17 protein-coding genes are annotated in these 22937 nt (G+C 73.2%); 11 read left to right on the top strand and 6 right to left on the bottom strand.

Annotated features, from left to right (window positions below; genetic code table 11):
* Positions 1–165: 165 nt before the first annotated feature.
* Entirely contained in the window at positions 166–2283 is a 2118-nt protein-coding gene (locus ACIG87_RS21335) for a HelD family protein (RefSeq protein ID WP_396852600.1), read from the bottom strand.
* A 302-nt stretch (positions 2284–2585) separates the two neighbouring features.
* Positions 2586–3566, bottom strand: a complete 981-nt coding sequence (locus ACIG87_RS21340) for an alpha/beta fold hydrolase (RefSeq protein WP_396852601.1) — start codon at positions 3564–3566, stop codon at positions 2586–2588.
* Between the two features lie 149 nt (positions 3567–3715).
* On the opposite strand from ACIG87_RS21340, the gene ACIG87_RS21345 reads away from it, so the two are divergent.
* Positions 3716–4390, top strand: a complete 675-nt coding sequence (locus ACIG87_RS21345; RefSeq protein ID WP_396852603.1) for a carbonic anhydrase — start codon at positions 3716–3718, stop codon at positions 4388–4390.
* Positions 4391–4484: 94 nt separating this feature from the next.
* Here ACIG87_RS21345 and ACIG87_RS21350 read toward each other — a convergent pair whose 3' ends face one another.
* Positions 4485–4814 carry a hypothetical protein gene (locus tag ACIG87_RS21350; RefSeq protein WP_328344037.1) on the bottom strand — a complete coding sequence of 110 codons (330 nt, stop codon included), beginning with the start codon at positions 4812–4814 and terminating at the stop codon, positions 4485–4487.
* 317 nt (positions 4815–5131) lie between these two features.
* On the opposite strand from ACIG87_RS21350, the gene ACIG87_RS21355 reads away from it, so the two are divergent.
* The gene (locus tag ACIG87_RS21355) at positions 5132–5620 is read left to right on the top strand and encodes a DUF3145 domain-containing protein (protein ID WP_396852605.1); all 489 of its coding nucleotides are present in this window, start codon (positions 5132–5134) and stop codon (positions 5618–5620) included.
* 95 nt (positions 5621–5715) lie between these two features.
* Positions 5716–7434 (top strand): glycoside hydrolase family 3 protein, encoded by a 1719-nt coding sequence (locus ACIG87_RS21360; RefSeq protein ID WP_396852656.1) that lies wholly within the window; start codon positions 5716–5718, stop codon positions 7432–7434.
* A gap of 114 nt (positions 7435–7548) precedes the next feature.
* On the opposite strand, the gene ACIG87_RS21365 is transcribed toward ACIG87_RS21360, so the two are convergent.
* Positions 7549–10242 carry a sugar-binding protein gene (locus tag ACIG87_RS21365; protein WP_396852607.1) on the bottom strand — a complete coding sequence of 898 codons (2694 nt, stop codon included), beginning with the start codon at positions 10240–10242 and terminating at the stop codon, positions 7549–7551.
* 415 nt (positions 10243–10657) lie between these two features.
* Between ACIG87_RS21365 and ACIG87_RS21370 the strand changes: the two genes are divergently transcribed.
* The 8 genes from ACIG87_RS21370 to ACIG87_RS21405 all read left to right on the top strand — a co-directional run bounded on the left by ACIG87_RS21370 (position 10658) and on the right by ACIG87_RS21405 (position 20395).
* Positions 10658–11821 carry an ROK family protein gene (locus ACIG87_RS21370; protein ID WP_396852609.1) on the top strand — a complete coding sequence of 388 codons (1164 nt, stop codon included), beginning with the start codon at positions 10658–10660 and terminating at the stop codon, positions 11819–11821.
* Between the two features lie 50 nt (positions 11822–11871).
* Positions 11872–12915, top strand: coding sequence for an extracellular solute-binding protein (locus ACIG87_RS21375; RefSeq protein ID WP_396852610.1), 1044 nt, complete (start codon positions 11872–11874; stop codon positions 12913–12915).
* A 183-nt stretch (positions 12916–13098) separates the two neighbouring features.
* Positions 13099–14172, top strand: a complete 1074-nt coding sequence (locus tag ACIG87_RS21380) for an ABC transporter ATP-binding protein (protein ID WP_396852612.1) — start codon at positions 13099–13101, stop codon at positions 14170–14172.
* Positions 14169–15950 (top strand): ABC transporter permease, encoded by a 1782-nt coding sequence (locus ACIG87_RS21385; RefSeq protein WP_396852614.1) that lies wholly within the window; start codon positions 14169–14171, stop codon positions 15948–15950. Before ACIG87_RS21380 ends, ACIG87_RS21385 begins: the two co-directional genes overlap by 4 nt.
* Positions 15947–16900, top strand: a complete 954-nt coding sequence (locus ACIG87_RS21390; protein WP_396852615.1) for a creatininase family protein — start codon at positions 15947–15949, stop codon at positions 16898–16900. Before ACIG87_RS21385 ends, ACIG87_RS21390 begins: the two co-directional genes overlap by 4 nt.
* Complete coding sequence (locus ACIG87_RS21395; RefSeq protein WP_396852616.1) at positions 16897–17907, top strand: amidohydrolase family protein; 1011 nt, start codon at positions 16897–16899, stop codon at positions 17905–17907. Before ACIG87_RS21390 ends, ACIG87_RS21395 begins: the two co-directional genes overlap by 4 nt.
* Positions 17908–17916: 9 nt before the next feature.
* Complete coding sequence (locus tag ACIG87_RS21400) at positions 17917–19368, top strand: lyase family protein (protein ID WP_396852617.1); 1452 nt, start codon at positions 17917–17919, stop codon at positions 19366–19368.
* A 106-nt stretch (positions 19369–19474) separates the two neighbouring features.
* Entirely contained in the window at positions 19475–20395 is a 921-nt protein-coding gene (locus ACIG87_RS21405) for an ROK family protein (RefSeq protein WP_396852618.1), read from the top strand.
* Positions 20396–20450: 55 nt separating this feature from the next.
* Here ACIG87_RS21405 and ACIG87_RS21410 read toward each other — a convergent pair whose 3' ends face one another.
* Positions 20451–21077, bottom strand: a complete 627-nt coding sequence (locus ACIG87_RS21410) for a lipoprotein (RefSeq protein WP_396852620.1) — start codon at positions 21075–21077, stop codon at positions 20451–20453.
* Positions 21078–21244: 167 nt separating this feature from the next.
* The gene (locus ACIG87_RS21415; RefSeq protein WP_396852622.1) at positions 21245–22810 is read right to left on the bottom strand and encodes an amidohydrolase family protein; all 1566 of its coding nucleotides are present in this window, start codon (positions 22808–22810) and stop codon (positions 21245–21247) included.
* Between the last annotated feature and the right edge of the window lie 127 nt (positions 22811–22937).

A 22937-nucleotide genomic window follows, 5' to 3' on the forward strand; every position in this document is an offset into this window, starting at 1 on the left:
ACACCTTCCGTCGTCGCCGCGGACCCGGTCCAATCTATGCTCACATCGCTATGTATGCAAGTGATGGTTCGACCTCCGGCCAGGTCGGCCGGCGGCGTCCACGGGCCGGCTCCGGGTCAGCTCCGGGTCAGCTCCCCTGGTCGGGGTGACGGGCCTGCCGGCGAGTCAGGCCGTCGGCTCGATGGTGGTGAGGCGCTGGGTGGCCCGGGACAGCGCCACGTAGAGCGTCCGGACCCCGGAGCCCGGGTCGGCCCGGATCTCGCCGGGGCAGACCAGCACCACGCCGTCGTACTCCATGCCCTTGGCCTGGAGGCTGGTCACCACCTGGAGCCGCGCCCCGCCCCGGTCGCCCAGCCAGCCGGCGACCTCGTCCCGGCGGGGCACCGGCGTGATCACCCCGACCGTCCCCGCCACCTCGGCGAGTAACGCGTCCACCGCGTCCGCCGTCGCCGCGGCCAGCTCCGCCGCCGGCACGCGCAGCGCCACCGGGTCCACCCCGGTGGAACGTACCGCGCTGGGCAGCTCCAGATCGGGGTAGAGCCGGCGGATCTCCGCCGCCGCCACCGCGAAGATCTCCGCCGGGTTGCGGTAGTTGGTGGAGAGCGTGAACCGGTGCCGACGCCGCCGGCCCAGCGCCTGGTCCCGGGCCCGGTCCAGCTCCTCCTGGTCGCCCGTCCAGGCGGTCTGTGCCGGGTCGCCCACCACCGTCCAGGAGGCGAGCCGACCGCGCCGGCCGACCATGCGCCACTGCATCGGCGAGACGTCCTGCGACTCGTCCACCACCACGTGCGCGTAGTCCCGGTAGTCCTCCGGCCGCTCCCGGGCCGCCGCCCGGGCGGCGCGCTGCCGCTCACCGAAGGTGCTCAGCTCCCGTACCCCGCCGGCCAGTTGGAACGGATCCCGGTGGGCCTTCCTCGGTCGTACCGGCTTGCCCAGCAGGGCGTCCAACTCGTCGAGCAGGGCGATGTCGGCCACCGTCAGCCCTTCGGCGTCCAACGACCGGTACGCCCCGGCCAGCAACGTGATCTCCGCCCGGGAGAGGATGCCGGCCGCGTACCGGTGCAGCCGCTCCGGGCGGGCCAGCCAGCCCAGCACGTGCCGGGGATGCAGCCGGGGCCACCACGCCTTGAGGAACTCCCGGAACTCCGGCCGATCGATGATCTCGTCCTCGAAGGCGCGTTGCTCGGGCAGCCCGGTGACGGCCAGTCGGCGGGCCTGTGTGTACAGCGCGGCGAGCACCCCGTCGAAGCCGACCCGGCGGACCTCGTTACGGCGGGCGCCCCGGTGCAACGCCCGGTCCCGGATGCGGTCCAGTTCCCGTCGCTCCAGCCGCAGCAGCGCCCCCCGGTAGAGCAGCCGCAGCTCCTGCGGGCCGTCCGGCACCGCGTCCCGGGCCGCCCGCTCCAGCACCCGACGCATTCGCAGCGAACCCTTCACCGCCGCCACCTCGGACTCGTCGGTGCGGGTCGCCGACATGCCGGGGAACAACGAACCCAGCGAGTGCAGGGTGGCGGTCTCCTCACCCAGCGAGGGCAGCACCGAGGCGATGTACTCCACGAAGACCGTCGACGGACCCACCACCAGGATGCCGCCGCCGGCGTACCGGCTGCGGTCGGCGTAGAGCAGGTACGCGGCCCGGTGCAGGGCCACCGCCGTCTTCCCGGTGCCCGGCCCACCGGAGACGATCGTGACCCCCGAACCGGGGGAGCGGATCACCTCGTCCTGCTCCCGCTGGATGGTGGCGATGATGTCCCGCATGCCGCGCCCGGTCGCCCTGGACAGGGTCGCCAGCAACGCGCCGTCGCCGACCACCGCCATGTCCGGCGGCGCGGCCTCCGGGTCGAGCAGCTCGTCCTCGATCCGGGTGACCTTCTCGACCGACGAGCTGATGGTGCGCCGCCGTACCACCCCCAGCGGCTCCGCCGGGGTGGCCCGGTAGAAGGCGGCGGCGGCCGGAGCACGCCAGTCGACCACCAGCGTCTCGGCGTGCTCGCCCCGCACCCCGAGCCGCCCGACGTGCAGCACCTGCCGGTCGCGCAGGTCCAGCCGGCCGAAGACCAGCCCCTCGTGTTCGGCGTCCAACAGGTGCCGGCGCTGGGCGGCGTGGAAGACCATCGCGTCCCGCTCCACCAGCGCGCCGAAGTTGCCGACCCGGGCCAGCCGGTAGCCGTCCCGCTCGGCGCGGACGGCCGAACGGCGCAGTTCGGCGAGCCGGGCGTACACCCGGTCGAGATGCCGTTGCTCGGCGGCGATCTCCTGTTCCAGGGTGGTCTGATCGGTCAACGTACGGGCTCCTGTGCGACGGCGGCGGCCGGGCACGGGTGCGTGCCAGGCGGAATGAGGGTACGGGCAGCCGCCCGTCCCGCGTCGGGGCGATACCCGTCCCGCGACCTCCACCACCCCGGACGACCCGGGCGACCCGTCGGTCGCGCGCCGTATCCCGGCGGGGTGCGCCGGGCGGGACGGCTGTCCCGGCGCGTCCCGGCGGGGTGGCCCGACCGGTCGGCGGCGGTCGAGCGCGGGGTGCCGGCGGGGTGGCCCAGCCGGTCGGCCGGCGGGCGGGCGCGGGGTGCCGGCGGGGTGGCTCAACCCGTCGGGTGGCCGGCGGTGGCGGGGTGGCTCGGTGTGTCGGCGGGGCGGCGGGGGCGGGGCGGCAGGCCGGCGGGGGTGGCGGTCAGCACCCGGTGGAGCACCCCGGCGAGGGCGGCGTTCACCTCGTCCGGGCGTTCCATCATCAGCATGTGCCCGGCCCCCGGGCAGACGGTCAGCTCGGTGGCCGGCAGCGCCGCCGCGATCGACTCGGCGCACGGCGGCGGGGTGAGCCGGTCCCGGTCGCCGACCAGCGCCGCCGCCGGCAGGTGCGCCAACGCGGCCAGTGTGGCCAGCCGGTGCTGGGTGCCGATCGAGGCGCGGAAACCGCCGATCGAGCGCAGCGAGGCGCGGGCCACCGCCGAGGTGACCAGGCGGATGTCGGCCCCGGAACAGCGGTCGCCGAAGAGCATCCACCGGATGCTCGGGGCCAGGGCGCGCAGCAGCGGTCGGGGTGGCCGCCACGCGCCGCACCGGGCCAGCATCCCGGCCCCGGTGGTCTCGGCGATCCGGATCAGCCGGGCGATCCGTGGCGACAACCCGTATGCGGTGTGGGTGTGCCCCTCGGCGGTGGTGGAGACGAAGACCAGGCCGACCGTCCGGGCGGCGAAGTGGGCCGGGTGCCGGTGGGCGTACTCCATCACCGTCATCCCACCCATCGAGTGCCCGACGAGCACCACCGGACCGGCCGGGGACACCTCGTCCACCACCGCCGCCAGGTCGTCGCCGAGCTGGGCCAGGGTCGCCGTACGCAGCGCCATGCAGCTGGACCGCCCGTGCCCGCGCGCGTCGTAGCTGACCACCCGGATCCGGTCGCCGAACCGGTCCCGCAGGTCGGCGAGCTGCTTGTGCCAGGCCCGGCCGTCCAGCGTCCAGCCGTGCAGCAGGATCACGGTGACCTCGGCATCGGGCGGCCCGCTCACCTCGACGTGCAGTCGTACCTCGTCGGGCAACCGCAACTCCCGCTGATCCGGCATCGCCACCTCCCCAGGCCGCCCGGAACCCATTCACCGGCGTAACCCGGCGGTAACACACCGGCTACCCGACATGAGACCACGCCAACCGTGGTGGTGAGAAGATTCCCGACCCGCCTGCGCGGGGTCGGCCCGGCGACCAGGCTGGGGGCATGCCGAGTTCATCGGCCGGAGCTGCCCGGACGCCCCCGCCGTCCCGGGCGGTGCCCGGGGGAACCTCCCGGACGCCCCGGGCTGCCCGGACGCCCCGGACGGCGGTGGCCGAGCTGCTCACCGGCAACCGTCGCTTCGTCAGCGGCCGGCCCATCCACGGGCACGACGTCACCGCCGCCGCGGCCGTCGCCTCCGGTGACCAGCAGCCGTACGCGGTGCTGCTCGGCTGCATCGACTCGCGGGTGCCGCTGGAGGCGATCTTCGACCAGACCTTCGGCTCGATCTGCGTGATCCGGACCGGGGCGCACGTGCTGGACCGGGCCGTCCGGGGTTCCATCGAGTACGTGGTGGACCAGCTCGGGGTGACCCTGGTGATGGTGCTCGGGCACGAGCGGTGCGGTGCGGTCGCCTCGACGGTCGAGAGCCTGCGCACGGGACGGCGGCCGGGCGGGGATCTGGGGTACGTCGTCGACCGGATCGCCCCGGCGGTGACCGAGGTGGGCCCGCACCATCCGGCCGTCCACTCGCTGGCGGTACGTCGGCACGTGTGGCGTACGGTGCGGGCGTTGCGCGCCGACGACCTGCTGGCCGGCCCGGTCGCGGCGGGCGAGGTCGACGTGGTCGGCGCCCTGTACGACCTGGACACCGGCGAGGTCACCCTGCTCGACCGCTGACGACGACCACCCCGCCGCCCGGCACCCCACCACACGCGGAACCGCCCGCCGGGGTGACCCGACGGGCGGTTCCAGGTGTGGCTCGGTGGAGGGCTCAGCCCTCGAAGACGCCGGCCTCGACGAGGCGCTTCTCGGTCTTGTCCCAGCCGTCGCCCGGGTGGGCGGCGGCGAGGTTGTTGATCTCGGCGCGGATCTTGGCGGCGTGGCCGGCGGTGGCCAGCACCCGGATCTCCTCGACGAAGGCGTCGGAGTCGGTACGCAGGTGCGCGGTCTTGCCGTTGGTCAGGTTCCGCACGTAGGCGTGCTTGCCGCCGTTGAGCGGGATGAGGTACTTGAACTCGCCCAGCACGCTGAGGGCGCCACCCTGGCCAGCCTGGCCGGCCCGGACTGACGCGCGCGCGGTCTTAGAGGTGTTGCTCGCCACGGAGATGCTCCTTGCAAGACGTACGGGAGGACGGGGACCGTCCGGGGGCTGTAGCGGGGACGCCCGGGTGAGCCTCGGCCCGCGAAGTTGTGCGACGGCGCAGAACCGCCCAGAGAAATATACACGACCACGATGCCTGGCAGCTCACCGTGCCCGTCGGAGAGCACAACCCGGGTCACCGGTCCGGGTATTTCCCGACGGCGAATTTTCCGATTCCCTGGCGCACCATCCGTCACAGGAGTCATCATGTGTGGCAACAGCCACTCGGGTGGTCGAGGTCGTAGGGGAAGACGCACCTCGCTCTCCGGGAGGTCACCGTGCCAACGCGTGGCGTCGTATACGTCCACTCGACCCCGCTCGCCGTGTGCTCACACGTCGAGTGGGCGATCGCGCGCGTCCTCGCCGCGCCGGTCAACCTGCACTGGACGGCCCAGCCCGTCGATCCCGGCGCCCGCCGGGCCGAGTGCGGGTGGACCGGTCGCCCGGGGACGGGTGCCGAGCTGGCCGCTGCCCTGAGGCAGTGGCCCATGACCCGTTTCGAGGTGACCGAGGAACCCAGCGTGGGCGTGGACGGCGAGCGCTTCATGCATGTTCCGGGCCGGGGCCTGTTCCGGGCCGCGGTGGGTGCGGCCGGTGACATCCAGCTCGGCGAGGACCGGCTGCGCAGCATCATGGCGTCGGTCCGCCCCGAGGCGCTGGCGCACGCCCTCGACAAGGCGATGGGCACCGCGTGGGACGCGGAGCTGGAGCCCTACCGGCACGCCGGTGACGGCGCACCGGTGACCCTGCTCACCCGGGTCGGCTGAGCACCGCCGGCCAGCCGGACACCTGGTCGGGGACGGGCACGCCCCACCCACCCGCCTGACCTGTCGGGTTGCCGCTGATCTCCGGCGCGGGTTGGATGGGCCGGGTGTCGATCTCCTCGCGACGTGCCGGCATCGCCGTCGCCGCCCTGACCACGCTGCTCGCCTCCGGATGCGCGGGGGAGGGACCGGCCCCTTCGCCGGCCCTCTCCGGAGCCGTCCCGACCGCCGCCGCCTCCACCGCCGGCGACCCGGCCGGTCGCGCCGCCGCGCTGGCCGGCACGCTCGGCGACGAGGACCTGGTCGGCCAGGTGCTGATGCCCTACGCGTACGGCAGCTCGGCGACGACGGTGACGCCCGGCTCGGCCGCCGGCAACCAGGCCCTCGGCGGCGTCGACACCCCCGCCGAGATGATCGCGAAGTACCGGCTCGGCGGGCTGATCCTGGTCGGCTTCAGCGCCGACGACCCCACCTCCGGCAACCAGTCCACCACCAACGTCGACAACCCGGCCCAGGTGCGGGAGCTGACCACCGGGCTGCGGGAGGCCGCCGGGAAGCTGGCCGCCGGTCCGGCCCCGTTCCTGGTCGGCACCGACCAGGAGTACGGCGTGGTCACCCGGATCACCGACGGGGTGACCACGCTGCCCAGCGCGCTCGCCGCCGGGGCGGCCGGCGACCCGGCCCGTACCGAGGCCGCCTGGCGGGCCGCCGGCACCGAGTTGGCGGCGATGGGGGTGAACCTGGACTTCGCCCCGGTCGCCGACGTCCTCGCCACCCGCAGCACGGTGATCGGCTCGCGGTCCTTCGGTGCCGACCCGCAGCGCGCCGCCGCGCAGGTCACGGGCGCGGTCCAGGGGTTGCAGAGCGCCGGGGTGGCGGCCAGCGTCAAGCACTTCCCCGGGCACGGGCTCAGCGCCGCCGACTCGCACGAGGAGGTTCCGGTGGTCGGCCAGTCCCGGGCCGAGCTGGAGGCCACCGCCTTCCCGCCGTTCCGGGCCGGTATCGACGCCGGGGCGATGGCGGTGATGTCGGCGCACCTCGACGTCACCGCCGTCGACCCGGGCACTCCGGCCACCTTCTCCCACAAGCTGCTCACCGACGTGCTGCGGGGCCAGCTCGGCTTCCAGGGCGTGGTGATCACCGACGGGATGAACATGCCGCCGGCCAAGCGGTACCCGCCCGGCGAGGCGGCGGTGAAGGCCCTGCTCGCCGGCAACGACCTGATCCTGATGACCCCGAACGTCGGCCAGGCGTACGACGGGCTGCTGGCCGCGCTCCGTGACGGCTCGCTGCCCCGGGACCGGTTGGTGTCGGCGGTCACCCGGGTGTTGACCATGAAGTTCCGGCTCGCCGACCGGCCGACGCCGGCCATGTCCACGCTCGACAGCGCCCCGCACCGGGCCGCCGCCGCCGAGCTGGCCGCCGCAGCGGTCACCCAGCTGCGGGGCGAGTGCGGCACGAAGGTGTCCGGACCGGTCACCGTGACCACCTCCGCGGGACGGGACCGCACCCGGGCCGCGCTCACCGAGGCGCTGACCGCAGCGGGCGTGCGGGTGGTGTCGAAGGGCGGCACCCGGGTCCACCTGGTCGGCTACGGCGACGGCCCGAAGGACCTCGCGGCCGGCGCGGCGGTGACGGTGGCGATGGACACCCCGTACGTGCTGGAGAAGGCGACCTCGCCGACCCTGCTGGCCACCTATTCGTCGAGCCGGGCCTCGATGACCGCGCTCGCCGAGGTGCTGGCCGGCAGGTCCCGTGCGACCGGTCGCTCCCCGGTGCCGCTGACCGGGTTGCCCGCGACCAGTTGCACGGGCTGACCCCGAGCCCGGCGTGCCGCCCGATCCGGGGGAACCGGATCGGGTCCGGCTGACCGCAGCGTGGCCGGCCGCCGATGAGGATCGACGGCCGGCCACGGTTCACGCGGTGGCTGGTCAGCCCAGCGAAACCTGCTGGGCCAGCGCGGCCCCGCCGGATTCGAAGGCGGCCAGCAGCGACGTTGCGGTGCCTCCGCTGACCGGGACCGTCACGGTGACCCGGTCACCGGCGGCCATCCGCACGGTGTGCTCGCCCCGGGCCGTGTCGCCGTCCCAGGCGTACAGGTAGGCGGTGCCCGCCCGGTCGGCCTTGAGGGTGACCTGCACCCCGTCGGTCACCCGCTGTGCCGCGGTCAACCGCAGCGCCGAGTTCTTCAGCCGGGGCACGGCGGCCGGTGCCACCCCGTCCGTAGCCGACTGGGCGACGGTCTGCGGGCTGTGCACGCTGCGGGCGGAGGTGTCCGGGAAGACCGGCGTGCTGGGCTGCCGGGCCGCGGGCTGGTAGCCGGGCAGGGTCGCCAGGCCGTAGCGGTACGGGTCGGCCCGGACGCCGGTGAAGGTGGACCAGCCCAGCCGGGACTGCGAGCTGAGATCCTGGGTGTCCGAGTCGTAGACCAGCACGTTGAAGCCCATCCGGGCCGGGTCCACCGCGTCGGGCAGCACCGAGAACGGGATGCTCGTCTCGATGGTGTAACCGGTGTACGGCGAGCTGACCTTGCTGACCACTGTCATCCCGGGTGCGGTCGTGGCCCCCGGCCCCTGCCGGTTGTCGGCGTCGCGCTGCCAGCACGGCGGGTCGCCGTTGGCCGGGTCGTCGGTGACCGGGAAGATGCCCGCCTTGAACGCCGTGGAGGTGTCCGCCGAGTTCCCCTTCGGGTCGACGATGATCTCCACGCTGTCGGTGCGGCGCTGCCGCTTGCAGTCCTGCGGCACCACCTTCTTGCCGAGCACGTCGTCGGTGACCTGTACGAACACCTTCAGCGCGGTGGGGGTCCAGGCGATCCGGCCGGTCGCCGAGGCGTCCTGCGGGGTGGTGGCCTGCCCCTCCCAGATGCGGGAGAAGTTCAGCTCCGGGCCGGAGTACTCGCCGGGCGAGGCGACCCCGTCGACGGTGCCGTCCCCGGCGGCCGGGATCTCGGTGGTCGGCACGATCTCCAGCGCGCCGGTCTCCACGGTGCTGCCGGCGGCGCTGGTGGTGGTGATGGTGATGCCGTAGTCGCCGTCCGTGCCGCCCTCGTTGGCGGTCGGCAGGGTGGCGGCGGTGTTGGTGACGGTGAAGGTGACCGCCCCGGTGGCGCCGGGGGCCAGGTCGGCGTAGCTCTTGGTGGCCGCGTCGGCGGTGAAGCCGGCGGGCAGGCCGAGAGCGACGGTGCCGCTGCGGGTGGTCGTACCGTGGTTGCGCAGGTCGATGCGGACCGACCGCTGCTGCCCGGAGCCGATGGTGAGCACCGGCTTGATCAGGGTGTCCAGCTGCGGGTATCCGCCGTCGCCGGCCCAGTCGCGGAAGATCCCGACCTCGGGCAGCGGCTCCAGGGTGCCGCGTACGTCGGCGACCACCCGGACCGCCCGGTCGGTGCGCCCGACGCCCTGGCGGGCGGTCAGGGTCGCGCCGAGGAGTTGCTGCTGGTTGGTGGCGGCGTCGGCCGGGACGATGACGGTGAACTTCCTGGTCCGCTCCTTGCCCGCCGGTACGTCGTTGTTCAGCACGCCGGAGCCCTTGGCCTTCCAGCCCGCCGGCAGCCGCAGGTCGATGCGGGCCTTGACCAGGGGCCGGTTGCGCGGGGCGCGCAGGTGCGCGGTGACCTCGACGGTCGAGCCGGGGGCGAGGTCGAACCGGTCGGTGGTGAGGTACAGCTCGGTGCCCTTCGGCAGGGCGCCGGCCACGGGCGGCAGCACCGAGCCGCGCAGGATCGCCTCGGGGGAGGTGTCCGCCGGGTCGTACGGGACGCGGCTGTCGATCAGGGTGTAGAAGTCACAGCGGATCTGGGCGGGGTTGGTGGGGGCGGCGGCGGTGCCGGCCCAGCCCTGGGTGACGTACTCCCGGCGGGCGTCCACCTCGATCTCCGCCCAGGTCTTCCCGCTGGCGCTCGGGGTGCCCTCCCAGACGCCGAACACCTGGTCGGTGGGGACGGTCGGGGTGAAGCTGGTCGCGCACTGCGGCCCGGCCGAGGAGGTGCCGGTGCCACCGGAACGCAGGAACTTCGCGGCCCGGAACGGGGCGAGGCCCTCGGCGCTCAACTGCTCGGGGAAGGCGGTCGGATCGGCGGCGGCGCGGAACGCCTCGGCGGCGAACCGGGCGGCCTGCTGGTGGTTGCCGTGGTTGCCCGGGGTCGGCGACGGGTTCATCGTCATGATGATCTCGGGCTTCGTCGTCCGGATCACCCGGACGATCTGCGCGAGGGTGTCGTCGTGCCCCCAGATCTGCTCGGACAGCGGGGCGGAGGCGGTGTACCAGAAGTCGACCCGGTCGAGGTTGTAGAGGTTCTCCACGCCGGCCTTGCCGATCGCGGTGCGTTCCTCGCGTTCGCGGATGATGCCCAGCGGCGGGCCCTCCTCGAGGCCGACGGCGTTGCCGCCGCCCTCGCCCCGGGTGATGGTGACGACGCCGGCCTTGGCGCCGTACTTCTCCTTCCACTGGCCCAGGGTGGCGAGGCTGCCGGCCTCGTCGTCGGGGTGGGCGCTGACGAACAGCACGTCGAGGTCGACGGCCTTGGCCGGGCGAACGTCAGCCGGGGCGGCGACGGCGGTGGCAGGTGCCCCGGCGAGGGCCAGGGCGAGCGCGGCGGGTAGCAGGAAACGCTTGGTTCGCATGCAGATCCTTCCGTAACCAGGACGTCCGGACAACGACCGTCGTCGTCGGACGCGGGGCGTCGACGAGGGGTCGTGGTAGGACGGTGAGGCGGTGGGACGGGAACGGTGGGCGCCGATGGGCGCGGGATCACCGGGTGCGGCAGCGGTACGGGTGGCCGTACACACTGGAAGGCCTTCGCTCGGTGACGCTAGGGACCGGTGCGGCGGCCCGTCAATGCTTTGCAAGGTCTTTCTTTCTTTTCGAAAGAAATAAAGTCGAGGGGGAAGTGGCGATCCCGTGCTTATCGGGCCGTCAGCCTCGACTCGGACACAGACCCCATCTGCGGACGTCTCCGCTGCTCCAGGCCCCCGCGTCGGGGGGACCGAGACGGATTCGTTACTTGACTCTTTAATTCGTTCGCCGTAGGAAGGAAGTGTGACAGACGTGGTGACGCCACCAACGAGCCCGGTGAGCCGGGAGCGGTCGAAGGAGATCAAGCGGCTTTCCGTGATCTCCACCGCCCGCCAGGTCCGGGTGCTCTCCCGGGCCGAGCTGACCGAGCTCACCGGCCTGAGTCCCGCCACGCTCACCCCGCTCGTGCGCGACCTGATCGCCGAGGGGTACCTCATCGAGCGGGGGCCGGGCGCCTCGCGGGCCGGCCGACCCCGGGCGATGCTGGAGTTCAACCCCCGGGCCGAACTGGTCGCCGCCGTGTCGCTGGAGCCGTCCCGGATCAGCTGCGAGATCGCCGACAGCGACGGCGCGGTGGTCGCCCACCGCGCGGTACGGCTCGCCGGCGACATCGTCGACACCATCTGCCGTTCGGTGCCGGAGCTGGCCGGGGAGGGTCTGCCCGCGCTGCGCGGGGTGGCCATCGCCGCGCCCGGTGTCATCTCCGGCGGCGCGGTCCGGCTCGCCCCCTCGGTCGGCCTGGTCGAGGGTCGCCCGATAGGGGAGTCGGTCCAGCGGCGGCTCCGGGTGCCGGTGGTGGTGGACAACGACGTCAACCTGATGGCGGCCGGTGAACACGCGGCCGGGGCCGGCACGGACGTCGCCGACCTGCTGCTGCTGCACGTCGCCGACGGCATCGGGGCGGGTCTGGTGCTCGACGGTCAGGTCCGCCGGGGTGCCCGGGGCGCGGCCGGCGAGGTCGGCTTCCTGCCGCTGGACCCGGCCGACCGGGGACACGACGGGATCGGCCCGTTCGAGGCGCGCTGGTCGGAGAACGCGATCGCCGAGCGGGTGGTCGCGCTGGCCCCCGGCCGACGCCCCGACTCACCGGTACGGGCGCTGGTCGAGCTGGCTGCCACCGACCCGCGCGCCGCCGACTACCTCGACGAGCTGCTGCACGCCTGGTCCCGGCTGATCGTCTCCTGTGTCTGCGTGATCGACCCCGGCCGGGTGCTGCTCAGCGGTGCCGCCGCCGAACTCGACGACGCCACCGTCGACCGGCTCCAGGGCCTGGTCAGCGCCGCCGCGCCGAGCACCACCGAGGTACGCCGGGCCGTGCTCGGCGACCGGGCCGTGCTGCACGGCGCGGTCAGCTACGCCCTGTCCGCCGCTGCCGCCGGGCTGCCCACCCTGCTGCCGGCCCCCTGACCTTCCTGCCCGAACGAACCCAGTTCCCCCACATCCCTCGGAGGTACCCCATGAGACGTCGACTCTTCCTTGCCGGAGCGCTCGCCACAGTCCTCGCCGCCGGCACCGCCTGCGGCGGCGGCTCGGACGACACGGCCGCCGGTGAGACGGAGAAGCTGACGATCTACACCGCCCGCGACAAGAAGGTCTCCACCTTCGTCGTGGACAAGTTCACCGCCAAGTACCCCGAGTACAAGGGGAAGGTGGAGATCCTCAACCTGGGCGCCCAGGAGATCCTGGAGCGGGTCCGGGCCGAGAAGGCCAACCCGCAGGCCGACGTCTGGTGGGGCGGCACCCAGCAGGGGCTGGCGTCCGGCGCCGGCGAGGACCTGCTCACCGCCTGGCAGCCCGCCTTCGCCGGCAAGATGGACGCCAAGTACAAGGACGCCGAGGGGCGCTGGTTCGGTGAGATCCTGCTGCCCGAGGTCATCATGTACAACAACAAGGCGCTCACCGCGGAGCAGGCCCCGAAGGACTGGGACGACCTGCTGAAGCCGGAGTGGAAAGACAAGATCGTCATCCGGGACGTGGCCGCCTCGGGCACCATGCGGTCGATCTACGCCGCGATGATCATGCGGCAGTCGCCGGACGGCAGCAACCCGCAGCCCGGCTACGACTGGCTCAAGAAGCTGGACGCCAACACCGGCGCGTACGCGGCCAACCCGGCCGACCTCTACCTCAAGCTCTCCCGCCAGCAGGGCACCCTCAGCGCCTGGAACCTTCAGGACATCCTGCTCCAGGCCAACCAGTCCAACATGCCCTTCGGTTACGTGATGCCGGCCTCGGGCGCCCCCGTGCTGGTCGACGGCCTGGCCGCGGTCAAGGGTGGCAACAGCACCGGCGCGCAGAAGTTCATCGAGTTCCTCTTCGACGACGCCCTCCGCGCCGACCTGGCCAAGGACTACTACCAGATCCCGGCCATCGAGATCGCCGAGCAGCCGGAGTGGCTGGCCCAGCTCAACCTGAAGCCGCTCGACGTCAACTGGGACGTGATCGGCAAGAACGAGACCGAGTGGATCAACCACTGGAACAGCCAGATCAAGAACAAGGGCTGACCCGATCGGGTGCCGGGGGCCGTCCCGCCCCCGGCACCGCCCGTTCCGCCCCCCGGCACCGCCCGTTCCGCCCGCGGGGCGACGGCTCGTCCGGACCCCGCCACCCGTCCCCGTGCCCACGGGCCCGGTCCCGCAACACCGCCCGCCCGGCCAGGTCCGGTACCGGATGAAGGAGAGGACATCATGATCGATGTCACGCTGGAGTCGGTGAGCAAGCGCTTCGCGCGTGCCGGCGACACCGCGGCCGTCGACGACGTCGACATCAGCATCGCCGCGGGGGAGTTCTTCACCCTGCTAGGCCCGAGCGGCTGCGGCAAGACCACCACCCTGCGGATGGTGGCCGGGTTCTACTTCCCCACCTCGGGGCGGATCCGGTTCGGCACCGAGGACGTCACCCACCGGCCGCCGAACAAGCGCGACACCGGCATGGTGTTCCAGAACTACGCCCTCTTCCCGCACATGTCCGTCGCGCAGAACGTCGCGTACGGGCTGAAGATCCGCAAGGTGGGTCGGGCCGAATCCGCCCGCCGGATCACCGAAGCGCTCGGTCAGGTCCACCTCGCCGGCTACGGCGACCGCCGGATCGACCAGCTCTCCGGCGGCCAGCAGCAGCGGGTGGCGCTGGCCCGTGCCCTGGTCATCCGGCCGCGTACCCTGCTGCTCGACGAGCCGCTGTCCAACCTCGACGCCAAGCTGCGCGAGGAGACCCGGGTGGAGATCCGGCGGATCCAGCAGGAGGCCGGCACCACCGCCATCTACGTCACCCACGACCAGGCCGAGGCGATGGCGATGTCCGACCGGATCGCCGTCATGGAGTCCGGCCGGGTACGGCAGATCGGCGCACCGCAGGAGATCTACCACCGCCCGGCGACGGCCTTCGTGGCCCGGTTCATCGGCCGCAGCAACGTGCTCGACCTGCCGGTGGTCACCGCCACGGCGGAGACGGTCACCGTGGGGCTGCCCGACGGCAGCGAGACCGAGGTGACCGCCCCCACCGGGCACGGCCTGCGCACCGGGGACACCGCCCTGGTCTCGGTACGACCCGAGCACCTCGGGCTCACCTCGGCCACCGAGGCCGGCGCGCTCACCGGCCGGGTGACCGAGGTGGAGTTCACCGGGATGGCCACCAACCTCGTCGTCGAGGTGGCCGGCGAGCCGGTGCAGGTCGCCGCGATCGACGTCCCGGCCGGAATCGCCGTCGGCGACCAGATCGGGCTGCGGCTGAACCGGCAGCGGATGTGGGTGGTGCGCCCATGAGCACCATTCCCGCCACGCCGAGCCCGGCCACCGTCGCGCCGGTGACGAAGGACCCGACCCCGCCGCCCGCCGAGCGCCCCCGGCGTGGCCTCAACGCCAACTCGCCCTGGTTCCCGTACCTGCTGGTCTTTCCGCTGGTGCTGATCCTCTTCGGCTACGTGGTGCAGCCGATGTTCGCCACCTTCGCCGAGAGCGTCGGGGTGGACGGGGTGGCCAACTACGGTGAGTTCCTCACCGGCACCGGCGTGGCCCGGTCGGCGCTGCTCACCTCGTTGATGATCTCGGCGGCCAGCGTGCTGCTCTGCGGGATCGTCGGCGTGGCGATGGCCTTCCTGCTCAAGCGCTTCTCCTTCCCCGGTCGCCGGCTGATCGAGGCGATCATCCTGGTGCCGGCGGCGCTGCCGCCGCTGATCGGGGCGATCTCGTTCCAGCTGCTCTACAGCGAGACCGGCATCCTGCCGCGCGGCCTGCAACACCTGCTCGGCACCGAGAACCCGGTGCTGCCGTTCACCGGCATCGGCGGGGTGCTGGTGGTGCACACCTTCACCATGTACCCGTTCTTCTACCTCGCGGCGTCCGCCGCCCTGGTCGGGATGGACCCGTCGGTGGAGGAGGCGGCCTACAACCTGGGCGCCGGTCGGGTCCGGGTCTGGCGCACGGTGCTGCTGCCGATGCTCACCCCGGCGCTGGTCTCCGCGTCGCTGCTGGTCTTCATGACGTCGCTGGCGTCGTACACCGCGCCGTTGCTGTTCGGGGTGGACCGGACGATGACCATGCAGATCTACATCAACCGCACCAACGGCGACCTGCCGATGGCCTCCACCTACGCGTCGGTGCTCGCGGTGGCCTCGGTGCTGTTCCTGCTCGGCATGCGCTGGTACGAGGGGCGGCGCAGCTACCGCTCCCAGTCCAAGGGCGTCGCGTCGCACCGCCGCGAGATCAGCAACCCGTTCGGCAGGTGGCTGGCGCTGACCGCCTCGGTGCTGGCCACCCTGGTCCTGCTCGCCCCGGTGGCGACCATCGCGCTGGTCGCCTTCTCGAAGGACGGCTCGTGGACCACCGAGGTGATTCCGTCGTCGTACACCGTGCAGAACTTCGTCACGATCTTCTCGGACCCCGAGGCGTACCGGCCGATCCTCAACTCGTTGCGGATGAGCGTGCTCGCCACGATCGGCTGCGTGCTGGTCGGCGTGCTGATCGCGTACGCGGTGCGCCGGCTCGACTTCCGGGGGCGGGGGCTGCTCGACGTCGCGGTCATGCTGGCCTGGGCGCTGCCCGGCACGGTGGTGGCGATCAACCTGATCTCCGCGTTCAGCACCGGCAACGCGTTCAGCTTCGGCCAGGTGCTGATCGGCACCTTCTGGATCATGCCGCTGGCCTATTTCGTGCGGTTCCTGCCGCTGGTGTTCCGGTCCAGCTCGGCGACGCTGGCCCAGATCGACCCGTCGCTGGAGGAGGCCGCCCGCAACCTCGGGGCCCCCTGGTGGCGGGCGTTCGGCACGGTCACCCTGCGGCTGATGCTGCCGGGCGTGCTGGCCGGCGCGTTGCTCGCCTTCGTCAACGGGGTCGGTGAGTTCGTCGCCTCGGTGCTGATCTACACCTCGGAGACCGCACCCATCTCGGTCGAGATCAACAACCGGATGTACTCGTTCGAGGTCGGTACCGCCGCCGCCTACGGCATGCTCCAGGTGGTGCTGATCTTCGTGGTGATGGTGTTCTCCGGTCGCCTGCAGAACGGCGGCCGGGCCACCCGGGAGGCGGCGAAGTGGACGGCGTGACCTGGCCGACCGGCGGCGGGCTGCTGCCCGCCGCCCGGATTCCCGGCGGTGAGCTGGCCGCCGTCGCCGCGGCGGCGGACTACGCGGTGCTGCCCGTCGGCGCCGTCGAGTGGCACGGCCCGCACCTGCCGCTGGGCACCGACCTGATCCTGGCCGAGGGCTTCGCCGCCGAAGCCGGCGGTCCCGGCAGCCCGGCCGCCGAAGCCGACGGCACTGTCAGCCCGGCCGCCGAGGCCGCCGTCGGTAGCGGGGCCGGCGGGGCCGCGTCGGTCGCCGGCTTCTCCGGGGATACGACCACCGGCTCCCCCGGGCCACGCGGAGTGCTCTTCCCGGCCGTGCCGTACGCGGCCTGCCCGGGGCAGACCCGACCCTGGCCGGGGACGGTGTCGATCCGACCGGAGATCGCCGTCGGCTACCTCGCCGACGTGATCGAGGGGATCGTCGCCGCCGGCTTCACCCGGCTGCTGATCGTCAACGGCCACGACGCCAACATGTCGACCGTCCGGGCCGCGATGGAGTGGGTCTCCGGCCGGCGTACCGCCAGCCTGCTGCTGGTCAACTGGTTCCAACTGGTCACCCCGGCGGAGACCACCGAGCTGTACGGGCCGTTGACCGCCCGTGGGCACGGTGGCGCGTACGAGACCTCCGGGGTGCTCGGGTTCGATCCCGGCGCGGTCCGGCTCGACGCCGTGGCCGACCTGCCGCCGAAGCCGAAGCTGCCGGTCGGCCACCCGTACGTGCTGGTCGAGTCCCGGCCCGACCCGTGGCAGGGCTGGTCGGGGCACATCTCGCTGGCCTCCGAGGCGGCCGGCCGCCAGGTCCGCGCCACGGCCGGTGAGCGGCTACGGGAGATCGTCGCCGCCTGGGTGGCCGCCCCACCGCCGGCCCCACCCACCGCCGACCCGCTCCCCGGCCCGACGGCGGGCGGGACGAACGGGGGAGCGGCATGAGCGCGGACCGGGGACTCGACATCGTCGACTTCCACCTGCACTTCCGGATCGGCACCGACGAGACGATCCACGCCTGCGAGGACGCCGCCGGGATGCACCCGGGCGGAGAACACGAGCGGGCCGTCCGCGCCGCCGGCTCCGCCCCGTACGCGAAAGCATGGCGGCAGGCATGGAGCTTCCCCGACCCCGAACCCCCCGCGCTGCGGTGGCAGGACGAGGCCGACCGCTGGGCCGAGGAGCTGCGCGCGGTCGACGTACGCCGGGCGGTCTTCGTCACCGGCGGCGGCAACGACACGGTCGCCGACGTGGTCGACCGTCACCCGGACCTGCTGCTCGGCTTCGCCCACCACGACCCGTACGGGCCGGGGGCCGCCGCCGAGCTGGAACGCGCGGTGACCGAACGGGGCCTGCGCGGGCTGAAGCTGTTCGCCCCGCTGCTGCGCGGCCCGTTGGACCACACCGACCTGGACCCGCTCTGGTCCACCGCGCAACGCCTCGGTGTGCCGGTGCTGATCCACATCGGCCACTACGGCAGCGCCGGCGGCCTGACCTTCGGCCGGTACGGCACCCCCGACGAGCTGGCCCGGATGGCCCGCCGCTTCCCCGAGCTGACCGTGGTGGTGCCGCACTTCGGCGTCCAGCACGTGCAGGATCTCTTCTTCGCCGCCTGGGGCTGCCCCAACATCCACGTCGACACCTCCGGCTCCAACCAGTGGGTGCGCTGGATGCCGTACAAGCTGACGCTGGAGGACCTCTTCCGCCGCTGCTACGAGACGATCGGCCCGCAGCGCATCGTGTACGGCAGCGACTCGTCGTGGTTCCCGCGCGGCTACGTCACCCGCTACCTCGACGACCAGCTGCGGGTCTGCCGCGAGCTGGGGATGCCCGACGACCACCTCCGCGCGATCTTCGCCGGTAACGCCGAACGGCTGCTCGGCCTGACCGACCGACCAGCCGAGAACCCGGGGCCCGGCCGTCGCGCCGCGCCCCGGCCCGGAAGGAAGTAAGGAACCGCCATGAGCGAGCTGACCACCTACCAGCGGCACCACCTGGCCCCCACCTACGACCACCACGTCGGCCACCTGTATCCGGCGATGGTCCGCGCCAGCCAGGCGCACGTGGTGATGCTGACCGAGCAGGGGCTGGTACCCGCCGAACGGGGCGCCCGGCTGCTGCGCGGGCTGGCCGCGCTGCGCGCCGACACCGCCCCCGCGCCGGCGTTCGACGGCACCTTCGAGGACACCTACTACCTGGTGGAGAAGAAGCTCGCCGAGGCGTGCGGTATCCCCACGTCCGAACTGGACGTGCAGATGGCCCGCAGCCGCAACGACCTGGACGCCGGGGTGTTCCGGATGCTGCTGCGCGGCCAACTGCTCGACGTGCTGGACCGGGTGCTGGCCACCGGCCGGACCGCGCTGGACGCCGCCGACCGCTACGCCGACGTGGTGATCACCGGTTACACCCACCGCCGGCCCGCCCAGCCCACCACCATCGGGCACGCCCTGGCCGGTTACGCCGAGGCGCTGGCCGGCGAGGCCGCCGCGTACGCCGACCTGATCGACCAGCTCAACGTCTCGCCGCTGGGCTCCTGCGCGTTCGCCGGCACCGACCTGGACATCGCCCCGGCCCGGGTGGCCGAGCTGCTCGGCTTCGACGGCCTGGTCACCAACTCGTACGAGGCGGTCGCCGGAGCCGACCACCTGGTCCGGGTCGGCACCCTCAACGCGCAGGCCCTGGCCACCGGGGCCCGGCTGGCCCGGACCCTGATGGACTGGCTGACCTGGCAGTGGGTCGCCACCCCCGGCGACTTCACCCAGGGCAGCAGCATCATGCCGCAGAAGCGCAACCCGGTGGTGCTGGAGCACCTGGTGTCGATGGCCGGCGCGAGCGCCGCCGACGCCGCGTCGGTGCTCAACAACGTCGGGGCCGCCTGGTGGGAGGACTCCAACAACGCCACCACCGACGTGCAGGTCCGGCTCTGGGACAGCAACGACCGGGCGGACCGGTTCTTCGCCCTGGTCGGCGGCTTCCTCGCCGAGCTGGAGCCGTTGAACCCGCCCAGCCGGGAGGAGATCGTCGCGTCCGGTGCCACCACCACCGCGGCGGCCGACGCGTTGACCCGGCACGGGGTGCCGTTCCGGGCCGCCCACTCGGTGGTCGGCCGGCTGGTCCGGGCCGGCGCGCCGGACACCTGGACCACCGAGGCCGTCCGGGCCGCCGCCGACGGGCTCACCGACCGGCTGACCGACGCCGCCGTAGCCGACCTGATCGCCGCCGCCGTGAAGCCCGACCTGGTGCTCGACCGGGCGCAGGTGGACGGGCCGGGGGCCGCCGCGGTCCGCGCCCAGGTCGGCACCCTGCGGGTCGCGTTCACCGGCGTCGCCGACCGCCTCGCCGCGACCCGCAGCCGGTTGGCCCGCGCCGACGAGGCGCTGGACACGGTCGCCGCCGAGGTGGCCGGCCGGTGAGCGCGCCGAGTGGGCGATCCGGTGTCCGTCCGCGTTCCCGTCCGGCAGGCGGGACCTCGTCCCGGGTCCGGCCGGCGGGCACGGTGGTGACGGGATGGTGGAACCGGTGAGCGTACGGTTGGCCGGCCGGGCAGCCACCGGCACCCACACCGACGAGCTGCTGCTCGGCATCGACTTCGGCGGGACCAAGATGGCGGTCGGGGTGGCCGACGGGGCCGGTCGGTTGCTCACCCACCGGCGGATCGCCACGCACGCCGAACGCGGTGCCCCGCAGGCGCTCGACCGGGCCCTGGCGCTTGCCGCCGAACTGGTCGCCGAGGTGGGCGGGCCGCTCGCGGCGGCCGGGGTGGCCTCGCCCGGGGTGGTGCGCCCGGACGGCATCGACCTGGCCCCCAACGTGCCCGGCTGGGAGCGGTTGCGACTGGCCGACGCCGTCTCCGACGCCCTCGGCGTGGCCCGGGTGGCGGTGGACAACGACCTCAACGCCGCCGCCCTGGCCGAGCTGCGGCTCGGTGCGCTGCGGGACGCCGACCCCGGGCTGGTCGTGGGCATCGGCACCGGCGTGGCGGCGGCCGTCACGGTGGGCGGCGCAGTCCTCGCCGGTCACCGGGGCGCGGCCGGTGAGATCGGCTACGCGGTGGCCGGCGGCCCGTGGCCCGGCACCATGCTGGAGCTGGACTTCTCCGGCCGGGCGCTGGACCGGCTCGCCGCCGAGCTGGGGGTGGCCGGGGACGCGGCCGGCCTGGCCGCTGCCGCCGAGCTGCCCGGGACGGCCCGGGACGCGCTCACCGCCCGGGTCGACGAGCTGGCCCGCCACCTGGTCACCTGCTGCCTGCTGCTCGACCCCCAGCGGGTGGTGCTGGTCGGCGGGGTGGCCGGCAGCACGCTGATCCGGGGGCTGCTCGTCGACCGGCTGGCCGAGGTGCTGCCGCACCGGCCGGAGGTGGTGCTGTCCCGTTTCGCCGACGACGCGGCGCTGCTCGGCGCGGTCACCCTGGCCCTCGAGGCGGTGCCGGCACCCCGCTGACCGGTCGGTCCGTGCGTCCGGCCCGCGAAGGGGGCGGGCCGGACGCACGCCGGACTCACTTCGGCAGGTGGACGCTCGACTTCGCCAGCTGGTAGGCCGGCAGCATCGCCTCGAACTCCTCGGTGTCCAGGCCACCGAGGGTGACCATCAGCCTGCCGGACCCGGTGGACACCAGCAGCGCCCGCTTGCGTTCGCCCTCCTCCGTCCAGGTGGCCTCGAACGCGTCCAGCGGGCCGGCCTTGGTCTTCCGGTACTGCTGCTCCTTCGGGCCGTCGAACGCGGCGAGGTACTTGTCCACAGCCTCCTGCGGGCTGAGCGGGGTGGCCGCCTCGATCTGCCAGATGCGTAGGAAGCCGATGTGCCCGGCCGGCTTCGCGTCGATCTCGCAGACCGGCACGGCCGGGCCGAGGGTGAACTCCTCCCTTCCGGCCGTCACCGCCTCGACCTTCCACTGGGCCGGTACCGAGAAGGTCATCGCCAGCTGGCAGGCGCTGCCCTCGGGGCCGACCGTGGTGGCGGCGGTGGCCGGGGCGACGTCGTCGTACCAGGGCGGGCCGGCGGCGACCGGCGCGGCGGTCGGGCCGGCCGACGGCGGGGGCGTCGCCTGCTCCGTCGTGGCCCTGGCGCAGCCGGTGGTCAGGGTGAGGGTGAGCGCGGCCAGCGCGGCCGTACGTCGGATCATCGGTTTCGGTCCCCGTCTGAGTTCTCACCGCCGGTGTGGCGGCCGACGGATGCTAGCCGACGGCGGTCGGCCGTGCTGCCCTGCCGGGCGCTCGACGGCCGCACCCGGTCACGGGTCGGCCGACCGCGCCGCGCACCCGGACGGCGACCGGATGCGTGGCGGGCGGGTCAGAACCTGGGCGGGGTGGGGCTGGTCGGGGTGAGGACGCCACCGGCCCGGGTACGGACGGCGTGTGCCGCCGCCGCGGCGTTGCGTACCACCTTGCCGGCGTCGTGGCTGACCATGACCCGGTTCTGCTTCACGATCCGGCCGTCGATGAGGACGGTGTCGATGTTGGCCGTGGTGGCCGAGCGGACCACCGTCGACTCCAGGTCACCGATCGGGGCGATGTTCAGGTCGTCCGCCCGGATCAGGACGATGTCGGCCCGCTTGCCGGGGGTGATCGACCCGGTCACCCCGGCGAGGCCCAGCGCCTTCGCGCCGTTGATGGTGGCCATCTCGATCGCCTGCCGGAACACCACGGGCGGCAGTGCGGCGGTGTCCGTGTCCACCCACGGGATGCCCAGGTTCCATGCCACGTTCATCGACTCGAACATGTTGATCGGGGCGAGCGAGCTGGCGTCGAACGACAACGAGACGGTGATCCCGGCGGCCAGCATCCGCAGGAGCTGGCCGTGGAAGCCACCGGCCGTGCCGAGCCGCAGTTCGGAGTGGACGGAGAAGCTGACCGGGGCCTTCGTCCGTACCATCGCCTGCCGGTCCGCCTCGTCGAACGGCAGGGCGTGGCAGAGCAGGAAGTCCGGCCCGAGGAAGCCCATCCGTTCCAGGTCGGCGGCGTGCACGGCGGTCGTCGGCCCCTGCCCGGAGTGCACCGAGACCGGGAGTTTCCGCTTGGTGACCTCCGCCATCTCGGCCAGGAAGGTCGGCATTTGGCCCGGCCCGCGCAGGTTCACCCCGAGGTGCACCAACCCGTCGAACGGCGACTTCCGGCCGAACCACGTCGACGAGACCCGGTCGATGTCGGCGAAGTCGATCGGCTGGGTGGCCGGCTGGCCGTCCCGGTGCCCGTACGAGTAGCGCGCCCGGACCAGGCCGTCGGCGTGGGCGTGCAGCTCCGCGTCGGCGTACTCCGGTCCGCGTACGTTGTGCGACCAGTTGTTGACGGTGGTGATGCCGGCGCTCGCGCACTCGACCAGCCCGAGTAGCACGCTGTGGTAGAAATCGTCCGGTTGATAGGCGGCGACCGTGGCCGACTTCGCCGCGAAGTACTCGAATCCAGTGGAGACGAAATTGCGGCCGAGCGCACTCCACATGTGATAGTGCGATTCCACGAAACCGGGCATCGCAATCATCTTCGACGCGTCGATGACCCGCGCGCCACGCGCCTTCAGTCCTGGGCCGACCTGGACGATCCGTCCGTCCTTCACCTCGATGTCGGCCTTGGCCTGGTTGCCGATGACGGGGTCGACGGAGACCAACGCCGCGCCCTTGATCAGGTAGTGTCCCCGCTCCGGTCGCCAGCCCGGCTGTCGGCCGGGCCGGTGCGGCCCGGGGGAGGCAGCGGCCGGAGCGGCGAACGCGAGCGGTGCGACGGTGGCGGCGCCGGCGGCGGCGAGCAGCGTGCGCCGACCGAGCAGATGCGCGGGAGCGGGCCGGCCACAATCGTCGAAAACTGTCGCTGTGTGGTCCTCGCCGTTCTCCGGCGTCGACTGTGAATGCGCTGTGTGAGGCATGCGGGAAAGCTAGGTACCAGTGATTTCCCGTGAATTACCGATCGGGTGGTATCAGATGAACGCGCTGGTCACGACCGGATGCTGGGAGCGGCGTCCAGCGGTCGCCACGCAGCGGTAGGAACTGCCT

This window comes from Micromonospora sp. NPDC051925 (genome assembly GCF_044548625.1).
GTDB lineage: Bacteria > Actinomycetota > Actinomycetes > Mycobacteriales > Micromonosporaceae > Micromonospora.